Annotated in this window: 14 protein-coding genes; 8 read left to right on the forward strand and 6 right to left on the reverse strand. The window is 60.4% G+C overall.

Translation table 11 applies throughout. From position 1 onward, the window contains the following. Window positions 1-86 precede the first annotated feature (86 nt). From pvrR to ACOYXE_RS04105, 3 genes are read right to left on the reverse strand one after another with little or no spacing between them, the layout of a single operon-like run. Window positions 87-1,274, reverse strand: a complete 1,188-nt coding sequence (gene pvrR, locus ACOYXE_RS04095) for a response regulator cyclic di-GMP phosphodiesterase PvrR (RefSeq protein ID WP_405123310.1) — start codon at window positions 1,272-1,274, stop codon at window positions 87-89. Then, complete coding sequence (locus ACOYXE_RS04100) at window positions 1,261-4,062, reverse strand: ATP-binding protein (protein ID WP_460927844.1); 2,802 nt, start codon at window positions 4,060-4,062, stop codon at window positions 1,261-1,263. Before ACOYXE_RS04100 ends, pvrR begins: the two co-directional genes overlap by 14 nt. A 54-nt stretch (window positions 4,063-4,116) precedes the next feature. Then, a complete protein-coding gene (locus ACOYXE_RS04105; protein WP_405123312.1) occupies window positions 4,117-5,088 on the reverse strand; it encodes a fimbrial protein in 972 nt (323 codons plus the stop codon). A 178-nt stretch (window positions 5,089-5,266) separates the two neighbouring features. Here ACOYXE_RS04105 and ACOYXE_RS04110 point away from each other — a divergent pair, with 178 nt between their 5' ends. From ACOYXE_RS04110 to ACOYXE_RS04130, 5 genes are all read left to right on the forward strand, one after another. Continuing rightward, window positions 5,267-6,586: a hypothetical protein gene (locus tag ACOYXE_RS04110; protein ID WP_460927846.1), complete on the forward strand. Its 1,320-nt coding sequence runs from the start codon at window positions 5,267-5,269 to the stop codon at window positions 6,584-6,586. 229 nt (window positions 6,587-6,815) lie between these two features. Continuing rightward, window positions 6,816-7,298 carry a MarR family winged helix-turn-helix transcriptional regulator gene (locus ACOYXE_RS04115; RefSeq protein ID WP_095189882.1) on the forward strand — a complete coding sequence of 161 codons (483 nt, stop codon included), beginning with the start codon at window positions 6,816-6,818 and terminating at the stop codon, window positions 7,296-7,298. Beyond that, complete coding sequence (locus ACOYXE_RS04120; protein WP_460927848.1) at window positions 7,288-8,757, forward strand: efflux transporter outer membrane subunit; 1,470 nt, start codon at window positions 7,288-7,290, stop codon at window positions 8,755-8,757. Before ACOYXE_RS04115 ends, ACOYXE_RS04120 begins: the two co-directional genes overlap by 11 nt. 15 nt (window positions 8,758-8,772) lie before the next feature. Beyond that, window positions 8,773-9,975, forward strand: a complete 1,203-nt coding sequence (locus ACOYXE_RS04125; RefSeq protein WP_095118202.1) for an HlyD family secretion protein — start codon at window positions 8,773-8,775, stop codon at window positions 9,973-9,975. 139 nt (window positions 9,976-10,114) lie between these two features. Beyond that, window positions 10,115-11,644, forward strand: a complete 1,530-nt coding sequence (locus ACOYXE_RS04130) for a DHA2 family efflux MFS transporter permease subunit (protein WP_016986555.1) — start codon at window positions 10,115-10,117, stop codon at window positions 11,642-11,644. 179 nt (window positions 11,645-11,823) lie between these two features. Here the strand turns inward: ACOYXE_RS04130 and lpxH are convergent, their stop codons facing one another. Together lpxH and ACOYXE_RS04140 are read right to left on the reverse strand one after the other, a co-directional pair. Next, entirely contained in the window at window positions 11,824-12,570 is a 747-nt protein-coding gene (lpxH, locus tag ACOYXE_RS04135) for a UDP-2,3-diacylglucosamine diphosphatase (RefSeq protein WP_460927851.1), read from the reverse strand. Then, on the reverse strand, window positions 12,567-13,073 hold the full coding sequence (locus ACOYXE_RS04140) for a peptidylprolyl isomerase (RefSeq protein ID WP_095118204.1): 507 nt from the start codon (window positions 13,071-13,073) through the stop codon (window positions 12,567-12,569). The genes lpxH and ACOYXE_RS04140 overlap by 4 nt, the downstream gene beginning before the upstream one ends. Before the next feature lie 250 nt (window positions 13,074-13,323). Here ACOYXE_RS04140 and ACOYXE_RS04145 point away from each other — a divergent pair, with 250 nt between their 5' ends. The 3 genes from ACOYXE_RS04145 (at window position 13,324) to ACOYXE_RS04155 (ending at window position 18,138) form a co-directional block, all read left to right on the forward strand. After that, on the forward strand, window positions 13,324-15,021 hold the full coding sequence (locus ACOYXE_RS04145) for a glutamine--tRNA ligase/YqeY domain fusion protein (protein WP_122590321.1): 1,698 nt from the start codon (window positions 13,324-13,326) through the stop codon (window positions 15,019-15,021). Between the two features lie 21 nt (window positions 15,022-15,042). Beyond that, entirely contained in the window at window positions 15,043-16,425 is a 1,383-nt protein-coding gene (gene cysS / locus ACOYXE_RS04150) for a cysteine--tRNA ligase (protein ID WP_405123317.1), read from the forward strand. 495 nt (window positions 16,426-16,920) lie between these two features. Continuing rightward, the gene (locus tag ACOYXE_RS04155) at window positions 16,921-18,138 is read left to right on the forward strand and encodes an MFS transporter (RefSeq protein ID WP_460927853.1); all 1,218 of its coding nucleotides are present in this window, start codon (window positions 16,921-16,923) and stop codon (window positions 18,136-18,138) included. A 175-nt stretch (window positions 18,139-18,313) separates the two neighbouring features. Here ACOYXE_RS04155 and ACOYXE_RS04160 read toward each other — a convergent pair whose 3' ends face one another. Beyond that, window positions 18,314-20,152: a sigma-54-dependent Fis family transcriptional regulator gene (locus tag ACOYXE_RS04160; RefSeq protein ID WP_460927855.1), complete on the reverse strand. Its 1,839-nt coding sequence runs from the start codon at window positions 20,150-20,152 to the stop codon at window positions 18,314-18,316. Window positions 20,153-20,262: the final 110 nt, after the last annotated feature.

Genomic DNA, 20,262 nt, shown 5'->3' on the forward strand with positions numbered 1-20,262 from the left:
TACAGCGCCTGACCAGCGGTGATGGGGCAGCCTTGGGACACAGTGACCTCGGTAGCGAGCGACGTTCAACAACAGCCATGTGCCGCTCAATAGGCAGTCGCCGGCCCGTCGTGGGTCAGCAAGTGCTGGAACTGATCGGCTGAAACGGCATGGGAGATCAGGAAACCCTGAACCTGAGTGCAGTCGATTTTACGCAACAGAGCAAGTTCTTGTGCGGTTTCCACACCTTCGGCCACCACCGTCAGGCCCAACTGGCGACCGAGGCTGACAATGCTGGTCAGCGCCTGCGCGAGTTCGGCGTTGGCGTTGCAGCCTTGCACCAGCGCGCGGTCGATTTTCAGTTCGGTGAACGGCGCCGACACCAGGTTCATGTACGAGCTATAGCCCTTGCCGAAATCATCCTGCGACAGACCGAAACCCTTGATCCGCAGACGGCACGCGCCGGCGTAGAAATTGCTGATGTCATCGGGCACCGAGCACTCCATCAACTCGAAACAGATCCGCGCGGGCAAGCCTTGATGGGCAAGCACGAAAGCGAGGATGCGGTCGGGCAGGTCGTGGCTGTTGAGCAGGTGCGTGGGCAGGTTGACCGAAACCGGAATGTCATAGCCCTGTTCGCGCCACGTAGCCTGGGCGGCGATCGCCTGTTTCAGCACGCACCAGAGCAACGGTTCCTCGAGACCGAACGCAATCAACGCCGGCAAAAACACTCCGGGCAACAGCGTGCCATGTTCAGGATGATTCCAGCGCACCAGTGCTTCGGCGGCGACGATCCGGCCATTGTTCAAGGCCTTCTTCGGTTGAAACCAGGCTTGCAGTTCACCGTTGTCGAGGGCATTGCAGATACTCTGGCGATCGATGCCGGGATGGGTTGCCGCCGGGACGCTCTGGCGCAGCGCCTGCAATTGATCGATCAGGCAGCGCAGGGCGGCCGCATTCACCGGTTTCGAAATCAGTCCGATGACTTTCACTTGCAGGTTGCTCGCGACCAGACTGGCGCCCATCAGCATCCGTCGTGAGGCGGCGCTCATGATCGCCAGTGCCGGACGTGAGCGTTGGGCGGCAAGGCCCTGAATGAATTGCACGCCGTCCATGCCCGGCATCAGCAAATCGGTGAGCACCAGATCGAAATCACGTTGTTTCAGGCAGTCCAGTGCTTCTTCGCCGTCCCTGGCGCACGCCAGATCGAAGTCGCCCAACTCGCTGAACAGGTTCTGCAAGTACAGGTGCTGGAAGGGATGGTCTTCGACAATCAGAATGCTACAGGGCTTCATGGGCGACTCGTTCGTAGGGAGCCAGGACAGCGAACAAGGCTCGTAGCGTAAAAGGTTTGACCAGGCAGTGATTCATGCCCGCAGCCAGACACAGCGCATCCTCACCACGCAGGGCGTTGGCGGTCGCGCCGATGATCGGGATGCTGCAACCGAGGCGCCGCAGCGCTTTGGCCAGTTCGTAACCGTTGAGGCGGGGCATGTTGACGTCGGTCAGGACGATGTCGAACGCAGCGTCGGGCCACAGCGCCAAAGCCTCTTCGCCATCGCTGGCCAGCGCCACCGTGCAGCCCAGTTCTTCGAGCTGATCGCGCAGGATCAACTGATTGATGACGTTGTCTTCGGCCACCAGAATATGCAGGCGCAACGGGCGCAGCGCATGGGCTTCAGTGTCTGGCGGACGGTGGATGATCTGGCCGCTCTGGGCCTGGCGAACGGCCCGTTGAATCGCCAGCAGATCATTCAGATTGACCTGCCAGCCGTCGCCGGTACATTGCGGCTCGTGCGCGCCATCGCCGCTGGCCAATACGCGCGGTCCACGCCATGCCAGGTGCGGGCGCTGTCCGAAGGCTGCGGGATACAACTCCAGCAGCAGCGCCGTCGCATCAGGCTCGATGCCGTCCGGTGCGCCGATATGCGCGCGGGCGCCCCAACGACGCAACCAGCCACTGATGCTGTCGGCTAGTTCGCGGACCGGCGAAACGACGTAGACGAGGTCCGCTGCCAATGGCGGTAAGGCGGCAGTTGGTGTGTTGCAGGCGCGTTGTTCCAACGGCACGCTGAGGGAAAAACTGCTGCCCAGGCCCGGCTCGCTGACCATGCGCAGGGTGCCATTCATCAAGTGCGTTAGCCGCAGGCAGATCGGCAACCCCAGGCCGGTGCCGGCAACCACATTGGTGTTGCCGGCGGTCTGGTAGAACGGCTCGAAAATGAACGCCTGATCGTCATGGGCGATGCCTTTGCCGGTGTCGGAAACCTGCCATTGCAGACACACGCGTTCGCCTTCGCGAGCGAGCAGTCTGACCCGCAACACCACGCGCCCGGAATCGGTGAACTTGACGGCATTGCTGAGCAGGTTGTTGAGGATCTGCCGCACTCGACTGACATCGCCCATTAGGCACTCGGGCAGTTGCGGATCGAGGCAGGCATAGAGTTGCAGGCCTTTGCTTTGCGCGGCAGCGGCGTAACCCTGCACCACTTCGTGTACCAGTGCCGGGACGGAAAACTCGCTCAGCTCCAGCGCCAGTTGCCCGGCCTCGATCTTCGATACATCGAGCACGTCGCAAATCAACTGCAGCAACGTCGCCGATGATCCCTCGATCGCCCGCAGGTAACTTTTCTGCTGAGTGTCCAACTGTGTTCGCGCGAGCAGTTCCAGCGTGCCCAGCACACCGTAGAGCGGGGTGCGGATTTCATGGCTCATGGTTGCCAGAAACAGGGTCTTGGCTTCGTTGGCGGCATCGGCCGATTGGCGCGCCTGTTCCAGCGCTGCTTCGATCTGTCGCCGAGCGCTGATGTCACTGAACGCACAGAGCAAGACGTCTTCACCTTTGTAGCGGGTCGGCGCACAGCTCAGGTACAGGTGACGACCGTCGGCAGTCTCGAAGTAATCGGTCAGGCACGGCGTGTTTTCGTCAAACGCATCGCGGATCCAGCCAGCCCCCAGTTGCTCGCTGCACTGGCCCAGCCATTGCCGCGCGAGGGTGTTGTCCAGCACCACTTGACCGTCACTTCGGCGCAGCACGCACAGGGCCACAGGTGCAGTCTGAATCACGTCGCGGCTGAACAGTTCGCTTTCCACCAGCGCCTGAATGCGCTGGATCGCCGGGGTGATGAAACGATGCTCCAGACGACGGACCAACAGGCACACCAGGCTGATACTCAACCCGCAGAACAGCAGCGCGCCGAGCATTTGTGGCCACAGGGCGCGCAGCACCGCCAGCAAGTCGATGGAGTAGGTGAGCTGCCAGTCCGACGATTTCAGTTGCTTGCGCAACACCAATTGCTCGGGCAGCCAGCCATTGCCGACGAAGCCGAAGAAATCCTGTTGTCGCAGCAATGGCAGGTTCTGTTCGGGCGGTGGTTTGTGGCTGTTGCTGAACAGCGGTTTGCCTTGTGAGTTGAACATGGTGAACTCGCCGGCGCTGTGGTCGTTCAAGGCTCTGGAGACTTCACGGTCGTCCATTTCCAGACCAAGCCAGCCGGAGTGGACGTCGCGTTCATCCAGGCGAATGAAGATGTACAACTGCGAGTGCCCGTCTGCGGCATGGGTCAGCCACAGTTCCGATAATGTCGCCGTGAGATTGAGCGACTCCAGTTGATCCAGCGTGGCCTGTGGCAAACCGACGACCAGCGGTGTCGCGTTGTATAGCCGCAATATATGACCGCCGCTGCTGACATACAGCAGATTGAGCTGCTTGGCTTTCAGGTAATCGCGCATGCGTTGGGTCAGCCAGATGCTCCATTGCTTGCCCGGCGTTTGCCCCAGCAGCAGACGGATTTCCTCCTCGGACACCGGCACGTTTATTTTCGCCTTGCGTGTGGCCGACAGGCTCAGGCTTTCCAGCAGCGCTTCGCGGGTGGTGAAAAACGTATGCGCTTCGGCGATGGCGCTGCTCATGTAGCTGCGCCGCTGAGAAATCTCATTGTTGAAGGTAAACAGCAGGAAGCTGTAGACGCCGCCGAGAATGCCCACCAGCAGCACCAGGGCAAAAATGCGCAGCAGGCGCCGCGCCGCATCGGGCGAGGACAGGAGCGGGCTGATCTGATGGAGGTAGTTCTTCAATCTCATCCCGGCACTCTAGGGAGGGCCGGGAGCGGGGAGAATCAGACGATCCTTAGAGTGCTAGAGGTAGTTGACGATGAAGGTGACTTCGGTGTTGGCGCTGCCGGCCTTGAGTTCGCCCGTGGGCAGACGGTAGTACGCGGCGGTTAACGGGATCTTGAAATCGGTGCCGGTGGTGGTGAAGGCGTTGAACGGGTAGGTGGTATCGAAGGCGATCGGCTGCCCGACATCGTTCATCAATTGCAGGCCGATGCCGCTGGCGGTGGAGGTGCTATTGAGCGCGACGATGCCCTTGGTCGCGTCGATGACGGGCGTGGTGGCTTTGAATGAATAGGTGACTTTCTTGATGCCGGTCTGGCACTGATTCAGGGCAATGTCGAAGCGCACGGTGCGGGGTTTGGCGCCCGCGTCGCTAAACTCCAGGAGTTGATAGTCATCGCCCATGGCGACCGGGACGGAAGGGGTCTGGCAGGACGCCGCATTCAACACCAGCGCATTGGCCAGATTGAAGTTATTCAGAATCAGCTCGCCGGCTTTCAGGCTGGCCAGGTTGCCGGCCGGTATCGTGATCTGCGCCGCCAATGGGCCTGACTTGACGATTTCCAGGCGGATCGAGCCTGACGCCACGCCGTAGCCTTTTGGGGCGGTCGAGAAGAGAGAGGGCTCATAGCGATTCAGCACGCCCATCCAGATACGGAACGACAACCCGGTCTTGCCCAGCGGGAAGGTCGTTACGGTACCGGTCGGGGTACCAAACGCGGGATTGACAGCGATTCCATAGAACGAGCTCGCATTGCACGACCAACTGTGTGAGTTCGATTGCTGCGCGGTTTCCTGATAAACCACAGTGCCATCCGGTGTGTCGGCGGGGATGGTCAGGCCACCATTGGCCAGGCTGGCACCGTAGCTGAGCGTTTGCGTTGAAGGGGAACTGTTGAAGCTGCAATTCGCCGCCATCGCGTCCGCTGCGCAGGCCAGCAACGTCGCCGCGACAAGGGTGAGCAGGGGGCGCTGCAGAGTTATTCGCTTCATGAAAAGGGCTATACGTGTCGGCCAAAGAGCGGCGTACGTTAAACACGCTGTATACCGATGGACATCAGGCGATTCTTAGAACACGTTCCCGCGCCTGCGCAAACGCGGCGATGTATTAGACTCAGCACAGCCTGAAATCCGTGCTGGTTGTGCGGCCCCGGTGCAGCAGAGAGGTCATATGGTCCGCTTGAGTATGGTCTTGCTCGGTCACGACTTTGTCCGCAAGCGTTGGTCGGCGCTGGCGCTGACCGGCATCGTCTGGGGCGCGGCCGGTGTGGGCATCTTCATTGATGCGCTGGACGGTGTTCTGTATTTTCCGCTGCATCTCTTCGGCTATCTGTTGCTGCTCGAAGCGCTGATCCTGCTGCTGGTGCCGGCACCGCAAGCCGGGACCGCAGCGGCCCTGCGCAGAGCGCGCGGACTGGCTTTTCTCTTGCTGGGGCTGCTGATCGTCGACCGGCAACACGCTGCCGGGCTGATTCTGGCTGTGCTGTTTGGCGGGGCTTTTCTGCTCGATGGCGGTTTTCGGCTGGCGGCGGCGCTGGTGGTGCGCTTTGTCGGTTGGCAAGTGTCGCTGCTGGCGGGGTTGTTCGAAATCGGCTTTGGCGTGTTTATTCTCGAACCGTATCCGACGCTGTACAAGGGCACGGTGCCGTTTTGCATTGGCATGAGCCTGTTTCTTTCGGGCTGCGCGTTGTTGCGGCAAGCCGTGCGTTTCAAAAACCAGTTGCCGCTGACCAGTCCTGCTGCAGTGAGTGCGCCGGCCAGCAGCGACGCGATGGTGATTCACGTCTGGACCCCCAGTGGCACCGTCGACGACACTCTGGTGCGCAATCGCCTGCTCAACCGCTACATCGCGGCGGTCGACATCAACGGCGTGATCTCCGCCGGCCATGCGGCACTGGAATGTGGCCCGGACATTTACATCAGCCATTACCCGCAGGACGACATTGATCGTTCGGCGGGGGATTTCGTGCGCTTGCTGCGGGCGACGCCGAACAATGATGTTGCCGGCAGGTTTTTGCCGGATTATGCGGGGGAGGTGGCTGACTGGTGTCCGTCTTCGGTGCAGGTCAGTTTTGCCCATTACGACGCCCGGCGCCTGCATGCGTTCTGGACGGAGTATCGGCAGAACAGCACGTACAACCTGACCAGTCGCAACTGTTCCAGCGCCGTCGCCCATAGTCTCGAAGCGGCGCTGGAAGGGGCGATGAACCGGGGTCATTCGAGCATGCTCGACTTCGCACGAGTCATCATCAGCCCCGAGTTCTGGGTCGCTGCGCAAGTGCGCAAGCGCGCCGAAGTGATGGCCTGGACGCCCGGACTGGTGCTCGATTACGCGCGAGCGTTGCATGCTGCCATCGAACCGGCACCGCCGGGCTGGCACAGCATTTATGCGGTGAGCAAGCGGGCATTTGGGTATGTGGCCACTGCCTTGCGGGGGCGTGCGGTGCATCCTGTGCAGCCGCCGCCTGTACATCCTTGCGACGATTCCTGACCGACTTCACACCGAGTCGCTCCAATCGCGAGCAGGCTCACTCCTACATTTGAAATGCGTTCCCTTGTAGGAGTGAGCCTGCTCGCGATGGCGTCCGCCTGTGCGACACAAAAACCCACTCCACTGGTCAACTAACTACCAAGCCTCCTAACTATTGCGTTGACATTCGCTGCCTAGGCAGTAACATCTCGACATACATTCACTGCCTAGGCAGTTATTAGGTGAGCAAATGAAGCATTTCACCCCGGACGAATTCAAACACTGCCATCTCGGCCTGTTGCTTGGCCGTGCTGCGCTGCTCAAGGACCGGATCATCGACACCCACATGGAACCCCACGGCATCACGGCCGCGCAGTTCAAGGTGTTGATCATCATGGCTCAGTTCGGCGTCGACACCCCGGCCGAGCTGTGCCGGCATCTGTCGCTGGACAGCGGTTCGATGACGCGCATGCTCGATCGTCTGGAGCAGAAAGGCTTTCTGGCTCGCCACCGCAGCGAAGGCGATCGCCGTCAGGTGCAGTTGAAACTGACCGAGCAAGGCCAGCAACTGGCCGATCGCCTGCCGCACATCGGCGCCGATGCGATGAATGAACTGGCCGGCGCCGTCACTCCGGACGAGTTGAAGACCTTGGAATACATCCTCAAGAAAATCCTGCTGGCAGCCGGTGACCCGATCACCATCCAGCGCTTAGGTGAACACAATGAGCGGTAAAACCTTGCGCAGCAGCCTGACCCTGGTGCTGTCGGCGATGATCCTCGCTGGCTGCGCCAACTACAGCGGCCTCGACACTCAAGGCAAAAGCCTTGATGCGAAAAGCCTCAACGCCAGCCAATCCCTCAACGGCGTGACCCTGTCGCCGGCCGCGTGGCCGAAAAGCGATTGGTGGAGCAGCCTCGGCGACCCGCAACTCGACGGTCTGATTCGCGAAGCGCTGCACGACAGCCCGGACATGCAGATCGCCGAAGCGCGCGCCCATCAGGCTAGTGCGGCTGCCTATGCCGCCGACGCCGAGCGCTATCCGACCCTCGACGCCAGCGCCGGCATCAGCCGTTCGCGCCTGGCCAAGGATCAGGACCCGCTGGGGCAGGGCGATGCCTACGCCACCGTGCGTAACGTCAGCGCCGGGTTCAATTACAACTTCGACCTGTGGGGCGGTCAGCGTGATGCCTGGGAAGCTGCGCTCGGTCAGGCTCGCGCCGCTGAGGTCGATCGTCAGGCTGCACAGTTGACCCTCGCTGCCGATGTCGCACGTGCCTACAGCGATCTCGGTCAGGCACACATCGTTTATGACCTGGCCAACGAAGACCTCAAGCGCACCAAGCAGATGCTCGACCTGAGCCAGCGTCGCCTCAGTTCCGGGATCGACAGCCAGTACCAGTTCCAGCAAACCCAGAGCCTGGAAGCCAGTTCCGAAGCCAGCCTGATCGACGCAGAAAAACGCCTGAACAGCGCCAAGATCGCCTTGGCCGTACTGCTCGGCAAAGGCCCGGATCGCGGCAACGAAATCGCCCGACCGAAAGTCCTGCAAGCCAGCGCTGTCGCTGTGCCGTCGGTGTTGCCGGCGGAACTGCTCGGTCGGCGCCCGGATCTGGTCGCTGCGCGCTGGCGCGTAGAAGCCGCGAGCAAAGACATCGATTCGGCGAAAACCCGCTTCTATCCCAACTTGAACCTGTCGGCCTCGGCCGGTGCCGAGTCCTTGTTGGGTGATGCGATGTTCGGTTCGGCCAGTCGCTTCTTCAACATTGCCCCGACCATTTCGGTGCCGATCTTCGACGGCGGACGCCTGCGCGCCAACCTCGATGCGCGCGACGCCGATTACGACCTGGCGGTGGCGCAGTACAACAAAAGTCTGGTGAAGGCACTGGGCGACGTCAGCGACACGATCAACCAGTTGCGTGACATCGGCCGGCAGATCGGTGCGCAGCAACACGCCACCGACATTGCCCAGGATTCTTACAACACCGTCGTCCAGCGTTACGGTTCCGGCATCGGCAACTACCTGGACGTGCTCAGCATCGAGCAGCAATTGCTCCAGGTCCAGCGTCAACTGGCCACCCTCAATGCCGAGCAGATCGACCTGTCGATTCAACTGATGCAAGCGCTGGGCGGCGGCTTCCAGGGGCAAACCCTGACCGCAGCCAACGCCAGCCCAGCCACGCCGCCCAACTAATTCAAGGTAATTGTCATGGCCACTGCCGAAAACACCCAAGCTCAAGGCAACACCCCGGACACCGGCAACCCGCGCAAGCGCAAAGTCATGCTGCTGGTGCTGGCCGTTGTGGTTGCACTCGCCTGCGCCGGCGTCTGGGCGTATCACGAATTCATCGGGCGCTTTAACGAAAGCACCGACGACGCCTACGTCAACGGTAACGTCGTCGAAATCACCCCGCTGGTGACCGGCACCGTGGTCAGCATTGGCGCTGACGATGGTGATCTGGTTCACGAAGGTCAGGTGCTGATCAACTTCGATCCGAACGACGCTGAAGTCGGCCTGCAAAGTGCCCAGGCGAAACTGGCGCGCACCGTGCGTCAGGTGCGTGGCTTGTACAGCAACGTTGATGGCATGAAAGCCCAGGTCAACGCGCAACAGGCCGAAGTGCAGAAAGCCCAGGACAACTACAACCGCCGGAAAAACCTCGCGCAGGGCGGGGCGATTTCCCAGGAAGAACTGTCCCACGCTCGCGACGACCTGACCTCGGCTCAAAACGCCCTGGCCAACGCCAAGCAGCAGCTGAAAACCACCAGCGCGCTGGTCGATGACACCGTGGTCTCGTCGCATCCGGACGTGATGTCGGCCGCTGCCGATCTGCGTCAGGCCTACCTGACCAATGCCCGCAGCACCTTGATCGCGCCGGTCACCGGTTACGTGGCCAAGCGCACCGTGCAACTCGGTCAGCGTGTGCAGCCGGGCACCGCGTTGATGGCGGTGATTCCGCTGGATCAACTGTGGATCGACGCCAACTTCAAGGAAACCCAACTGCGTGACATGCGCATCGGTCAGCCGGTCGACATCGAATCCGATATCTACGGCAGCGATGTGAAGTACAGCGGCACCGTCGACAGCCTCGGCGCCGGTACCGGTAGCGCGTTTGCCCTGTTGCCAGCGCAGAACGCCACCGGTAACTGGATCAAGATCGTTCAGCGTGTGCCGGTGCGGATTCACATCAACGCCGAAGAGCTGGCCAAGCATCCGCTGCGCGTCGGTCTGTCGACCAATGTTGAAGTGAACCTGCACGACCAGAGCGGTCCGGTGCTGGCGCAGCAGCCGCCGCAAAAAGCCTCGTTCAGCACCAACGTCTACGACCGCCAACTGGCTGAAGCCGACGCGATGATTGCGCAGCTGATCCACGACAACAGCGCTGCGCTCAGCAAAACCGCGCAACGCTGACCTGCACTGACCTTGTAGGAGTGAGCCTGCTCGCGATAACGGTGTGTCAGACCCAGTTTCCTCGACTGATACACCGCTATCGCGAGCAGGCTCACTCCTACAAAGAGCCCGGCGCTAATCAGGTTTCATAGGATTCACAATGAGCAATAACGCCTCTTTCACGCCGCCCAGCCTGTTGCTCAGCACCATCGGCCTGTCGCTGGCGACGTTCATGCAAGTGCTCGACACCACCATTGCCAACGTGGCCCTGCCGACGATTTCCGGCAACCTGGGGGTGAGTTCGGAGCAGGGCACCTGGGTGATCACCTCGTTCGCCGTGAGCAACGCGATTGCGCTGCCGCTGACCGGATGGCTCAGCCGCCGTTTCGGCGAGGTGAAGCTGTTTCTCTGGGCCACGATTCTGTTCGTGCTGGCCTCGTTTCTCTGCGGTATCTCGACGTCCATGCCGGAACTGATTGGCTTCCGCGTCCTGCAAGGTCTGGTTGCCGGGCCGTTGTACCCGATGACGCAAACCCTGTTGATCGCGGTCTATCCACCGGCGAGGCGAGGTATGGCCCTGGCGTTGCTGGCGATGGTCACAGTGGTTGCGCCGATTGCCGGGCCGATTCTTGGCGGCTGGATTACTGACAGTTACAGCTGGCCGTGGATCTTCTTCATCAACGTGCCGATCGGCATCTTTGCGGTGATGGTCGTGCGTTCGCAACTGGCCAAACGTCCGGTGGAAACCAGCCGTCAGCCGATGGATTACGTCGGTCTGATCACGCTGATCATCGGTGTCGGCGCGCTGCAGGTGATCCTCGACAAGGGCAATGATCTGGATTGGTTCGAGTCGAACTTCATCATCATCGGCGCGGCGATTTCGGTGATCGCGCTGGCGGTGTTCGTCATCTGGGAAATGACCGACCAGCATCCGGTGGTGAATCTGCGGCTGTTTGCCTATCGCAACTTCCGCATCGGCACGTTGGTGTTGGTGCTGGGTTATGCCGGGTTCTTCGGCATCAACCTGATCCTGCCGCAGTGGTTGCAGACGCAAATGGGCTACACCGCGACCTGGGCCGGTCTGGCCGTTGCGCCGATCGGCATTCTGCCGGTGCTGCTGTCGCCGTTTGTCGGCAAGTACGCGAACAAGTTCGACCTGCGGTTACTGGCCGGGCTGGCGTTTCTGGCGATTGGCTTGAGCTGCTTTATGCGCGCCGGATTCACCAATGAGGTCGACTTCCAGCACATCGCGCTGGTGCAGTTGTTCATGGGCATTGGTGTGGCGCTGTTCTTTATGCCGACTTTGAGCATTTTGATGTCGGATCTGCCGCCGAGTCAGATTGCCGACGGTGCCGGTCTGGCGACTTTCCTGCGGACGTTGGGCGGTAGCTTTGCGGCATCGCTGACCACGTGGATCTGGATTCGTCGCGCGGATCAGCATCATGCGTATATGAGTGAGAGCATCAGCACCTTTGAACCGGCGACTCGCGAAACCTTGAATCATTTGGGCGGGGCGAGCCAATCGGCTTATGCGCAGATGGATCAGATTCTGACCAGTCAGGCGTACATGCTTTCCACCGTGGATTACTTCACGTTGTTGGGCTGGGGGTTTATGGGGTTGATTCTGATTGTGTGGCTGGCGAAGCCGCCGTTTGCTGCCAAGGCGGGGCCTGCGGCTTCAGGGCACTAAGGTCAAAAGCCCCTCACCCTAACCCTCTCCCGGAGGGAGAGGGGACTGACCGAGTTGACTGTTTGAGGTACACCGACTTGCGATACCGAGTTGAACTCAGGTTTTGAACTGCATGCGGTCAGCTCCCTTTCCCCCTCGCCCCCCTGGGGGAGAGGGCTGGGGTGAGGGGGTAACGATCTTCAGCCGTGCGGCAAAGCCAGCGGCGGGGCGAAGTCGAACGGCGCCAGAGCGTACCCGCTCTCATCCACCTGCAACGCCCACCCTTGACGATCCCAATCCCCGAGCACAATCCGCTTCGCCGCTTGCTCACCGAGCTGCAGCTTATGGATCGCCGGGCGATGAGTGTGGCCGTGAATCAGGGTTTTCACCCCATATTCCTCCATGATCCGCGGAATCTCCTCCGGCGTGACATCGACAATGTCATTGGCCTTCATCCGCGTCTGCGCCTTGCTCTCGCTGCGCAACTTGCGCGCCAGTTTATGGCGGGTGCGCAGTGGCAGATGCCGCAGGATAAACAGCGTGACCGGATTGCGCAGATAACGCCGCAGCTTCATATAGCCGACATCGCGGGTGCACAGGCTGTCGCCGTGCATCAACAGCACCGGCTCGCCGTAAAACTGCACGACACTCGGGTCCTTCAACAACGTACAGCCGGCCTGCTTGCAGAAGGCCTTGCCGAGCATGAAGTCGCGATTGCCGTGCATCAGAAAAATCGCCGTGCCGCTGTCGCTCAATTCGCGCAGGGCCTGGCAGATGGAACGCTGGAAGGGCGTCATGGCGTCGTCGCCAATCCACGCTTCGAAGAAGTCGCCAAGGATGTACAACGCACTCGCCGAGCGGGCGCGTCCGGCGAGCAAATCCAGAAACGCCCGGGTAATGTCCGGGCGCTCCTCTTCCAGATGCAAGTCTGAAATCAGCAATATCACGCTTCGATGATCTCGGCTTTCTCGATGATCACGTCGTCTGCTGGTACGTCCTGGTGGCCGGCCTTGGAAGTGGTCGACACGCCTTTGATCTTGTCGACAACGTCGGTACCGGCGGTCACTTTACCGAATACTGCGTAGCCCCAGCCTTGCACGTTCTTGCCGCTGTGGTTAAGGAAAGTGTTGTCGGCAACGTTGATGAAGAACTGCGCGGACGCCGAATGCGGCTCCATGGTGCGGGCCATGGCAACGGTGTATTTCTCGTTGGAAAGACCGTTGTCGGCTTCGTTCTGGATGCTTGGACGCTTGTCTTTCTTTTCCTTCATGCCTGGCTCGAAACCGCCGCCCTGGATCATGAAGTTACCGATGACGCGGTGGAAAACGGTGTTTTCGTAGTGACCGGCGTTGACGTACTCGATGAAGTTGGCGACGGTGATCGGCGCCTTTTCAGCGTTCAGTTCGATGACGATGTCGCCATGATTGGTGGTCAATTTAACTTGAGTCATGATCGCTACTCTTTATAAGGAATTCGTGGGCAATGGGACATTTGCGCCCGTTACCGGTTCAGCCCGTGGGCCAAGGTGCGCAGTTTAGCGTGACAGGCGCGAATTTCGAGGCTGTTTTTCCAAATCCCTGCGATTAAATGCGCTCCTTTATAGGCCGTGCTCTGTCAGCCCCTTGACAGCATCGGCTATGATAGCGGCTTTGTTTTGTCTGGCCCCCTCTGCGGCCGCGCACATGTAAGTCAAGGATCCTATGAGCAAGCCCACTGTCGACCCTACCTCGAATGCCAAGTCCGGCCCTGCCGTGCCGGTCAATTTCCTGCGGCCGATCATCCAGGCAGACCTGGACTCGGGCAAGCACACCCAGATCGTTACCCGTTTCCCGCCTGAGCCCAACGGCTACCTGCACATCGGTCACGCCAAGTCGATCTGCGTGAACTTCGGCCTGGCCCAGGAGTTCGGCGGCGTTACGCACTTGCGTTTCGACGACACCAACCCGGCCAAGGAAGACCAGGAATACATCGACGCGATCGAAAGCGACGTCAAATGGCTGGGCTTCGAATGGTCCGGCGAAGTGCGCTACGCCTCACAGTATTTTGACCAGTTGCACGACTGGGCCGTCGAGCTGATCAAGGCCGGCAAGGCCTACGTTGACGACCTGACCCCAGAGCAAGCCAAGGAATACCGTGGCAGCCTGACCGAGCCGGGCAAGAACAGCCCGTTCCGCGACCGTTCGGTTGAAGAGAACCTCGACTGGTTCGCCCGGATGCGCGCCGGTGAATTCCCGGACGGCGCCCGCGTGCTGCGCGCGAAGATCGACATGGCTTCGCCGAACATGAACCTGCGCGACCCGATCATGTATCGCATTCGCCACGCGCATCACCACCAGACCGGCGACAAGTGGTGCATCTATCCGAACTACGACTTCACCCACGGTCAGTCGGACGCCATCGAAGGCATCACCCACTCGATCTGCACCCTCGAGTTCGAAAGCCATCGTCCGCTGTACGAGTGGTTCCTCGACGCATTGCCAGTGCCTGCGCACCCGCGTCAGTACGAGTTCAGCCGTCTGAACCTCAACTACACCATCACCAGCAAGCGCAAGCTCAAACAGCTGGTCGATGAAAAGCACGTGCATGGCTGGGACGATCCGCGCATGTCCACGCTGTCGGGCTTCCGCCGCCGTGGCTACACGCCGAAATCGATCCGCAACTTCTGCGAAATGGTCGGCACCAACCGTTCCGACGGCGTGGTCGACTTCGGCATGCTCGAATTCAGCATCCGTGACGACCTCGACCACACCGCACCGCGCGCCATGTGCGTGCTGCGTCCGCTGAAAGTCGTCATCACCAACTACCCGGAAGGCCAGGTCGAAAACCTCGAACTGCCGCGCCACCCGAAAGAAGACATGGGCGTGCGCGCGCTGCCATTCGCTCGGGAAATCTACATCGACCGTGACGACTTCATGGAAGAGCCGCCGAAGGGCTACAAGCGCCTGGAACCGGCCGGTGAAGTGCGTCTGCGCGGCAGCTACGTGATCCGTGCCGACGAAGCGATCAAGGACGCCGACGGCAACATCGTCGAACTGCGTTGCTCGTACGATCCGGAAACCCTGGGCAAGAACCCTGAAGGCCGCAAGGTCAAAGGCGTGATCCACTGGGTGCCGGCTGCCGCCAGCGTCGAGTGCGAAGTGCGTCTGTACGATCGTCTGTTCCGTTCGGCCAACCCTGAGAAAGCTGAAGACAGCGCGAGTTTCCTCGACAACATCAACCCTGATTCGCTGCAGGTACTCACCGGTTGTCGTGCCGAGCCATCGCTTGGCAATGCACAGCCGGAAGACCGTTTCCAGTTCGAGCGCGAAGGCTACTTCGTCGCTGATTTGAAGGACTCGAAACCAGGTCAGCCGGTATTCAACCGTACCGTGACCCTGCGTGATTCGTGGGGCCAGTGATTCAGCGTCAAAGGAAATAACGTGCTAACGATCTACAACACGCTCACCAAGAGCAAAGAAGTCTTCAAGCCGCTGGATGGCAACAAGGTGCGCATGTACGTCTGCGGGATGACCGTGTACGACTACTGCCACCTTGGCCACGGCCGCAGCATGGTCGCGTTCGACCTGGTGACCCGCTGGTTGCGGTTCAGCGGTTACGACCTGACTTACGTGCGCAACATCACCGACATCGACGACAAGATCATCAACCGGGCCAACGAGAACGGCGAGTCGTTCGAAGCGTTGACCGAACGCATGATCGCCGCGATGCACGAAGACGAAGCGCGCCTGAACATCAAGAAGCCGGACATGGAACCGCGCGCCACGGATCACATTCCGGGTATGCACGCGATGATCCAGACCTTGATCGACAAGGGTTACGCCTACGCCCCGGGCAATGGCGACGTGTACTACCGCGTCGCCAAGTTCATGGGCTACGGCAAGCTGTCGCGCAAGAAGATTGAAGACCTGCGCATCGGCGCGCGGATCGAAGTCGACGAGTCGAAACAGGACCCGCTCGACTTCGTGCTGTGGAAAGCCGCCAAACCGGGTGAGCCGAGCTGGGCATCGCCATGGGGCGCCGGGCGTCCGGGCTGGCACATCGAATGCTCGGTGATGTCTACCTGCTGCCTCGGCGAGACTTTCGACATTCATGGCGGCGGCAGCGATCTGGAGTTCCCGCACCACGAAAACGAAATCGCCCAGAGCGAAGCGGCCACCGGCAAGACCTACGCCAACGCGTGGATGCATTGCGGCATGATTCGCATCAATGGCGAGAAGATGTCCAAGTCCTTGAACAACTTCTTCACCATTCGCGACGTGCTGGAAAAGTACCACCCGGAAGTCGTGCGTTACCTGCTGGTGTCGAGCCACTACCGCAGCGCGATCAACTACTCGGAAGACAACCTCAAGGACGCCAAAGGCGCCCTCGAGCGTTTCTACCACGCGTTGAAAGGTTTGCCGACTGTGGCGCCGGCGGGCGGCGAAGCCTTCGTCGAGCGTTTCACCACGGTGATGAACGACGACTTCGGCACGCCGGAAGCCTGCGCTGTGCTGTTCGAGATGGTGCGTGAGATCAACCGTCTGCGTGAGAGCGATCTCGATGCAGCGGCGGGTCTGGCGGCACGTCTGAAAGAGCTGGCGAGTGTGTTGGGTGTTTTGCAGCTCGAAGCCGATGACTTTTTGCAGGCGGGCGCTGAAGGGCGTGTCGATGCGGCTGAGGTTGATGCGCTGATTGCCGCGCGTCTGGCGGCACGGGCGGGGAAGGATTGGGCTGAGTCGGATCGGATTCGTGATCAGCTCACGGCGATGGGCGTTGTGCTGGAAGACGGCAAGGGTGGGACTACCTGGCGTCTGGCTGATTGAGATCAGGGACGCGGAGCGTCCCGGGCTGCATTCCCACGCGGAGCGTGGGAACGATCAACAAAACCCGCCGTGTGCGGGTTTTTGTTTGGCTGCGAAGAAGAGCCCCTCACCCTAACCCTCTCCCAGAGGGAGAGGGGACTAAATGGGGGATGCTCAAGAAATACGCCGACCTGAGCGATGTTTGCCGAATCCATAATCAACTCGGTTTTTCAGGTCGATGCACAACGCCAGACACCTCGGTCAGCTCCCTCTCCCTCTGGGAGAGGGCTGGGGTGAGGGGTGCGTGTCAAAGAGATCCGCCGACTTGAACCTGCTTCGAATCCATAATCGACTGGTTTTTTCAGGTCGATGCACAACGCCAGACACCTCGGTCAGCTCCCTCTCCCTCCGGGAGAGGGCTGGGGTGAGGGTTGCTTTTGACGTTCGCGTAGGTCTTGATGTCGGCAACGCGTTCAGCCGGATGCTGAGCGGCGACGATTATGGAATGGAGACACCATGGCTAATCACTATCGCGAACTGCTGACAACCCCAGGTGCCACGGGGTTAGTGCTCGCGAGCTCTATCGCGCGATTACCGCAAGCAATGATCGGCATCGGCATCATCACCATGCTGGTCCAGCAAACCGGTGTGTACTGGCTGGCCGGCACCGTCGCCGGGACGTTCACCCTGGCCAATGCACTGCTCGGCCCGTACATCTCCAGACTGGTCGATCAACATGGCCAGAGCCGCGTGCTACCCGTCGTCACGGCGTTCAGCATTGCCATGTTGCTGGCCCTGATCCTTGCGGTTTACATGCGGGCACCGGCCGCACTGCTGTTTGTGCTGGCCGCACTGGCGGGGACGATGCCGAGCATGCCGTCGATGATCCGCGCACGATGGACGCAATTGTTCCGGGGCAAGCCGCAGTTGCACACGGCGTTCTCGCTGGACACGGTCCTCACCGAAATGGCCTACATCGTCGGCCCGCCACTGGCGATCGGTTTGAGCGTGAGTTTCTTTGCCGAAGCCGGGCCACTGGTTGCAGTCGGGCTGTTGGCCTTCGGGGTGACGGCGTTTCTCCTGCAACGCCAGACTGAACCTAAAGTTGTCGTGGGCCACGCCAGCCACAGTGGTTCAACTCTGCTGATTCCCGGCGTTCGCACCATTGTCCTCGCGTTGTTGGCGATGGGGGGCATTGGCGGAGCAATCGATGTCGCCGTCGTGGCGTTCGCCAATGCGCAAGGCTGGCCAGCCTCCGCAACCTTCATCCTCGCCGCCTATGCGTTTGGCTCACTGGTCGCGGGCCTGACCTTCGGTGCGATGAGGGTTTCGCTGGCGATCGAAAAACAGTTCCTGATCGGGATCCTGGTCACGGCGTTCACCGGCGTGTTGCCGATTTTTGCAGCGGACGTTTATGTCCTGTCAGCGACGCTGTTTATTGCCGGGATTTCGTTTGCGCCAACGATGGTCGTGGTCATGAAGCTGGGAACGATCATCATCCCGCCATCGCGGATCACCGAAGGGCTGACGTGGATGACCACGGGTATCAGCATCGGCGTTGCGCTGGGCGGCATGCTCGCGGGGTTGGTCATTGATGGCTGGGGTGCACGGGCCGGGTTCGGTGTGGCGATTGGCGCTGGGATCATGATGGTGGTTGTTGTACTGGTGGGGCTGCGCACATTGGAGGCGGCTTCGGTTGCGCATGTTGAGCCGGAATTTTCGCCCTCACCCTAGCCCTCTCCCCCAGGAGAGGGGACTGAATGGGGGATGTTCGAGAGATACACCGACTTGAACGTGATGCTCTGAATCCATAATCGACTGGTTTTTTCAGGTCGATGTCCAGCGCCAGACACCTCGGTCGGCTCCCTCTCCTGGGGGAGAGGGCTGGGGTGAGGGGAACGGGATTCACTCAACCTTCAATCTGCCGCAACCGCTTATAAAGCGTATTCCGACTCACCCCCAACCGCCGAGCCAAATGCGAAATATTCCCCCCGGAAGCCTTCAACTCCCGGTTCAACGCCTCCACATCATTCAAATCAACCGCCAACGGCGCCGCGCTCTCCACCGGCTCCATCTCCAGATCAACAAAAAAATCATCCGGCAAATGCTCAAGCCTCACCGGCTGCTCCTCAGCCATCGCCAACGCCACCTGCATCACGCTACTCACCTGACGCAAATTCCCCGGCCAAGGATGACGGCTGAACAACTCCAGCACCTCCTGGCTCAACCCCGCCCACTGCGTCGGTTCACGATGCTGCTCCCACAACCGCTTGAACAACGCCTCCTTATCACTGCGCTCCCGCAGCGGCGGCAGCTCCAGCGTCAGTCCACCAATGCGGTAATACAAATCCTCACGAAACCGTCCCAATTGCACTTGTTCGCGCAAGGAACGGTTAGTCGCCGAGATAATCCGCAAATCCACCGGGAACAACTCGCTACTGCCCACCGGTTGCACGCAACGCTCCTGCAACACCCGCAACAACCGCGCCTGAGTCGGCAATGGCATATCGCCAATCTCGTCGAGAAACAGCGTGCCTTTATCCGCCTTGCGAATCAGCCCGATACTGCCTTTCTGATTCGCGCCGGTGAACGCGCCTTTCTCGTAGCCAAATAACTCGGATTCGACCAGTTCGGCGGGGATCGCCGCGCAGTTGACGGCAATGAACGCCTGTTTGCTACGTGAACTGGCCTGATGCAGGGCTTTGACGAAAACTTCCTTGCCGACCCCGGTTTCGCCATGGATCAGCAGCGGAATGTCTTTCTCCAGTAACCGCTCAGCCTGACGCACGGCTTTTTCCACGCGACTGTCGCCGAAGTGCAGGGTGTTGAGACTGATGGCAGTGGGCGCGGCGGTTTTAGGTTCAGCAGCAAAAACGCGCGGCTGAACCGACGCCTGCTTCGGCCGCTTCAACAAACACTGAAAACGGTTACGCCCGGACGTCTGCAAGGCAAACGGCAACCCGTCCGGCTGGTTGATCAACTCCAGCAGCGACACTTTGAACAGGCTCTCAACGCTTACCCGCGACAAACGCACACCGAGCAGATTGTCCGCCCGGCGGTCGGCCGACAACACCTGCCCACTCTCATCGAAAATCAACAACCCGGCCCACTGACTGTCGAGGTTGTTCAACCCGGTGTTGAAGGTCAGTTGAAAATGCTGGCCATGGAACAGGTTGAGGATCAGCCGGTTCTCCACGGTCTGGCTCATCATCTTGACCATGCCCAAAGTGTGCGAGGGCGGCAGATAGCTGTCGCTGGATACATCAAGCACCGCGATGACTTTGCGCTCGGCGTCGAAAATCGGCGCGGCGGAACCGGTCATGAAACGGTTGGCCTTGAGAAAGTGTTCATCGTGTTCGATGTGCACCGCTTGTTCACACGCCAGCGCCGTGCCGATCGCGTTGGTGCCGCTGGTGCGCTCGACCCAACTCGCACCGGCCTGAAACCCCCGCGCCAGATTCGGCTCGATAAAGCGTTGCGTGCCCCACGAGGTCAGGACCTGGCCCTGATTGTCGGCGAGCATGATCAGGCAGTTGGAGTTGCTGAGGATGTTTTCGTAATAGGGCAGGACTTCCTGGTGCGTGGTCTGCACCAGCGAATGATGACTGTCGAGCAGCTGCGCGATGCTAGCGGGGGGCAGTTGATCGAAGGCCGGCGTGCTTTGGTGGTCGAGACCGAACGCGCGGCAACGTTGCCAGGAAGTCTGGACGATCGCGTCGTGGGACAGCGGCGGGGCAGGTGCGGCCATGGCAGTGGGCCTCTGATGCAGCGATTTTTATTGTTGTTATGAACCCGATCTTCGAAACCTGCACAGATCCCCTGTAGGAGTGAGCCTGCTCGCGATAGCGGTCTATCAGA

It is taken from the genome of Pseudomonas sp. MC6, assembly GCF_054790575.1.

Coding starts and splice junctions, on each gene's coding strand:
- pvrR (WP_405123310.1), bottom strand. CDS start 1,274: ATGAAGCCCTGTAGCATTCTGATTGTCGAAGACCATCCCTTCCAGCAC.
- ACOYXE_RS04100 (WP_460927844.1), bottom strand. CDS start 4,062: ATGAGATTGAAGAACTACCTCCATCAGATCAGCCCGCTCCTGTCCTCG.
- ACOYXE_RS04105 (WP_405123312.1), bottom strand. CDS start 5,088: ATGAAGCGAATAACTCTGCAGCGCCCCCTGCTCACCCTTGTCGCGGCG.
- ACOYXE_RS04110 (WP_460927846.1), top strand. CDS start 5,267: ATGGTCCGCTTGAGTATGGTCTTGCTCGGTCACGACTTTGTCCGCAAG.
- ACOYXE_RS04115 (WP_095189882.1), top strand. CDS start 6,816: ATGAAGCATTTCACCCCGGACGAATTCAAACACTGCCATCTCGGCCTG.
- ACOYXE_RS04120 (WP_460927848.1), top strand. CDS start 7,288: ATGAGCGGTAAAACCTTGCGCAGCAGCCTGACCCTGGTGCTGTCGGCG.
- ACOYXE_RS04125 (WP_095118202.1), top strand. CDS start 8,773: ATGGCCACTGCCGAAAACACCCAAGCTCAAGGCAACACCCCGGACACC.
- ACOYXE_RS04130 (WP_016986555.1), top strand. CDS start 10,115: ATGAGCAATAACGCCTCTTTCACGCCGCCCAGCCTGTTGCTCAGCACC.
- ACOYXE_RS04140 (WP_095118204.1), bottom strand. CDS start 13,073: ATGACTCAAGTTAAATTGACCACCAATCATGGCGACATCGTCATCGAA.
- ACOYXE_RS04145 (WP_122590321.1), top strand. CDS start 13,324: ATGAGCAAGCCCACTGTCGACCCTACCTCGAATGCCAAGTCCGGCCCT.
- ACOYXE_RS04155 (WP_460927853.1), top strand. CDS start 16,921: ATGGCTAATCACTATCGCGAACTGCTGACAACCCCAGGTGCCACGGGG.
- ACOYXE_RS04160 (WP_460927855.1), bottom strand. CDS start 20,152: ATGGCCGCACCTGCCCCGCCGCTGTCCCACGACGCGATCGTCCAGACT.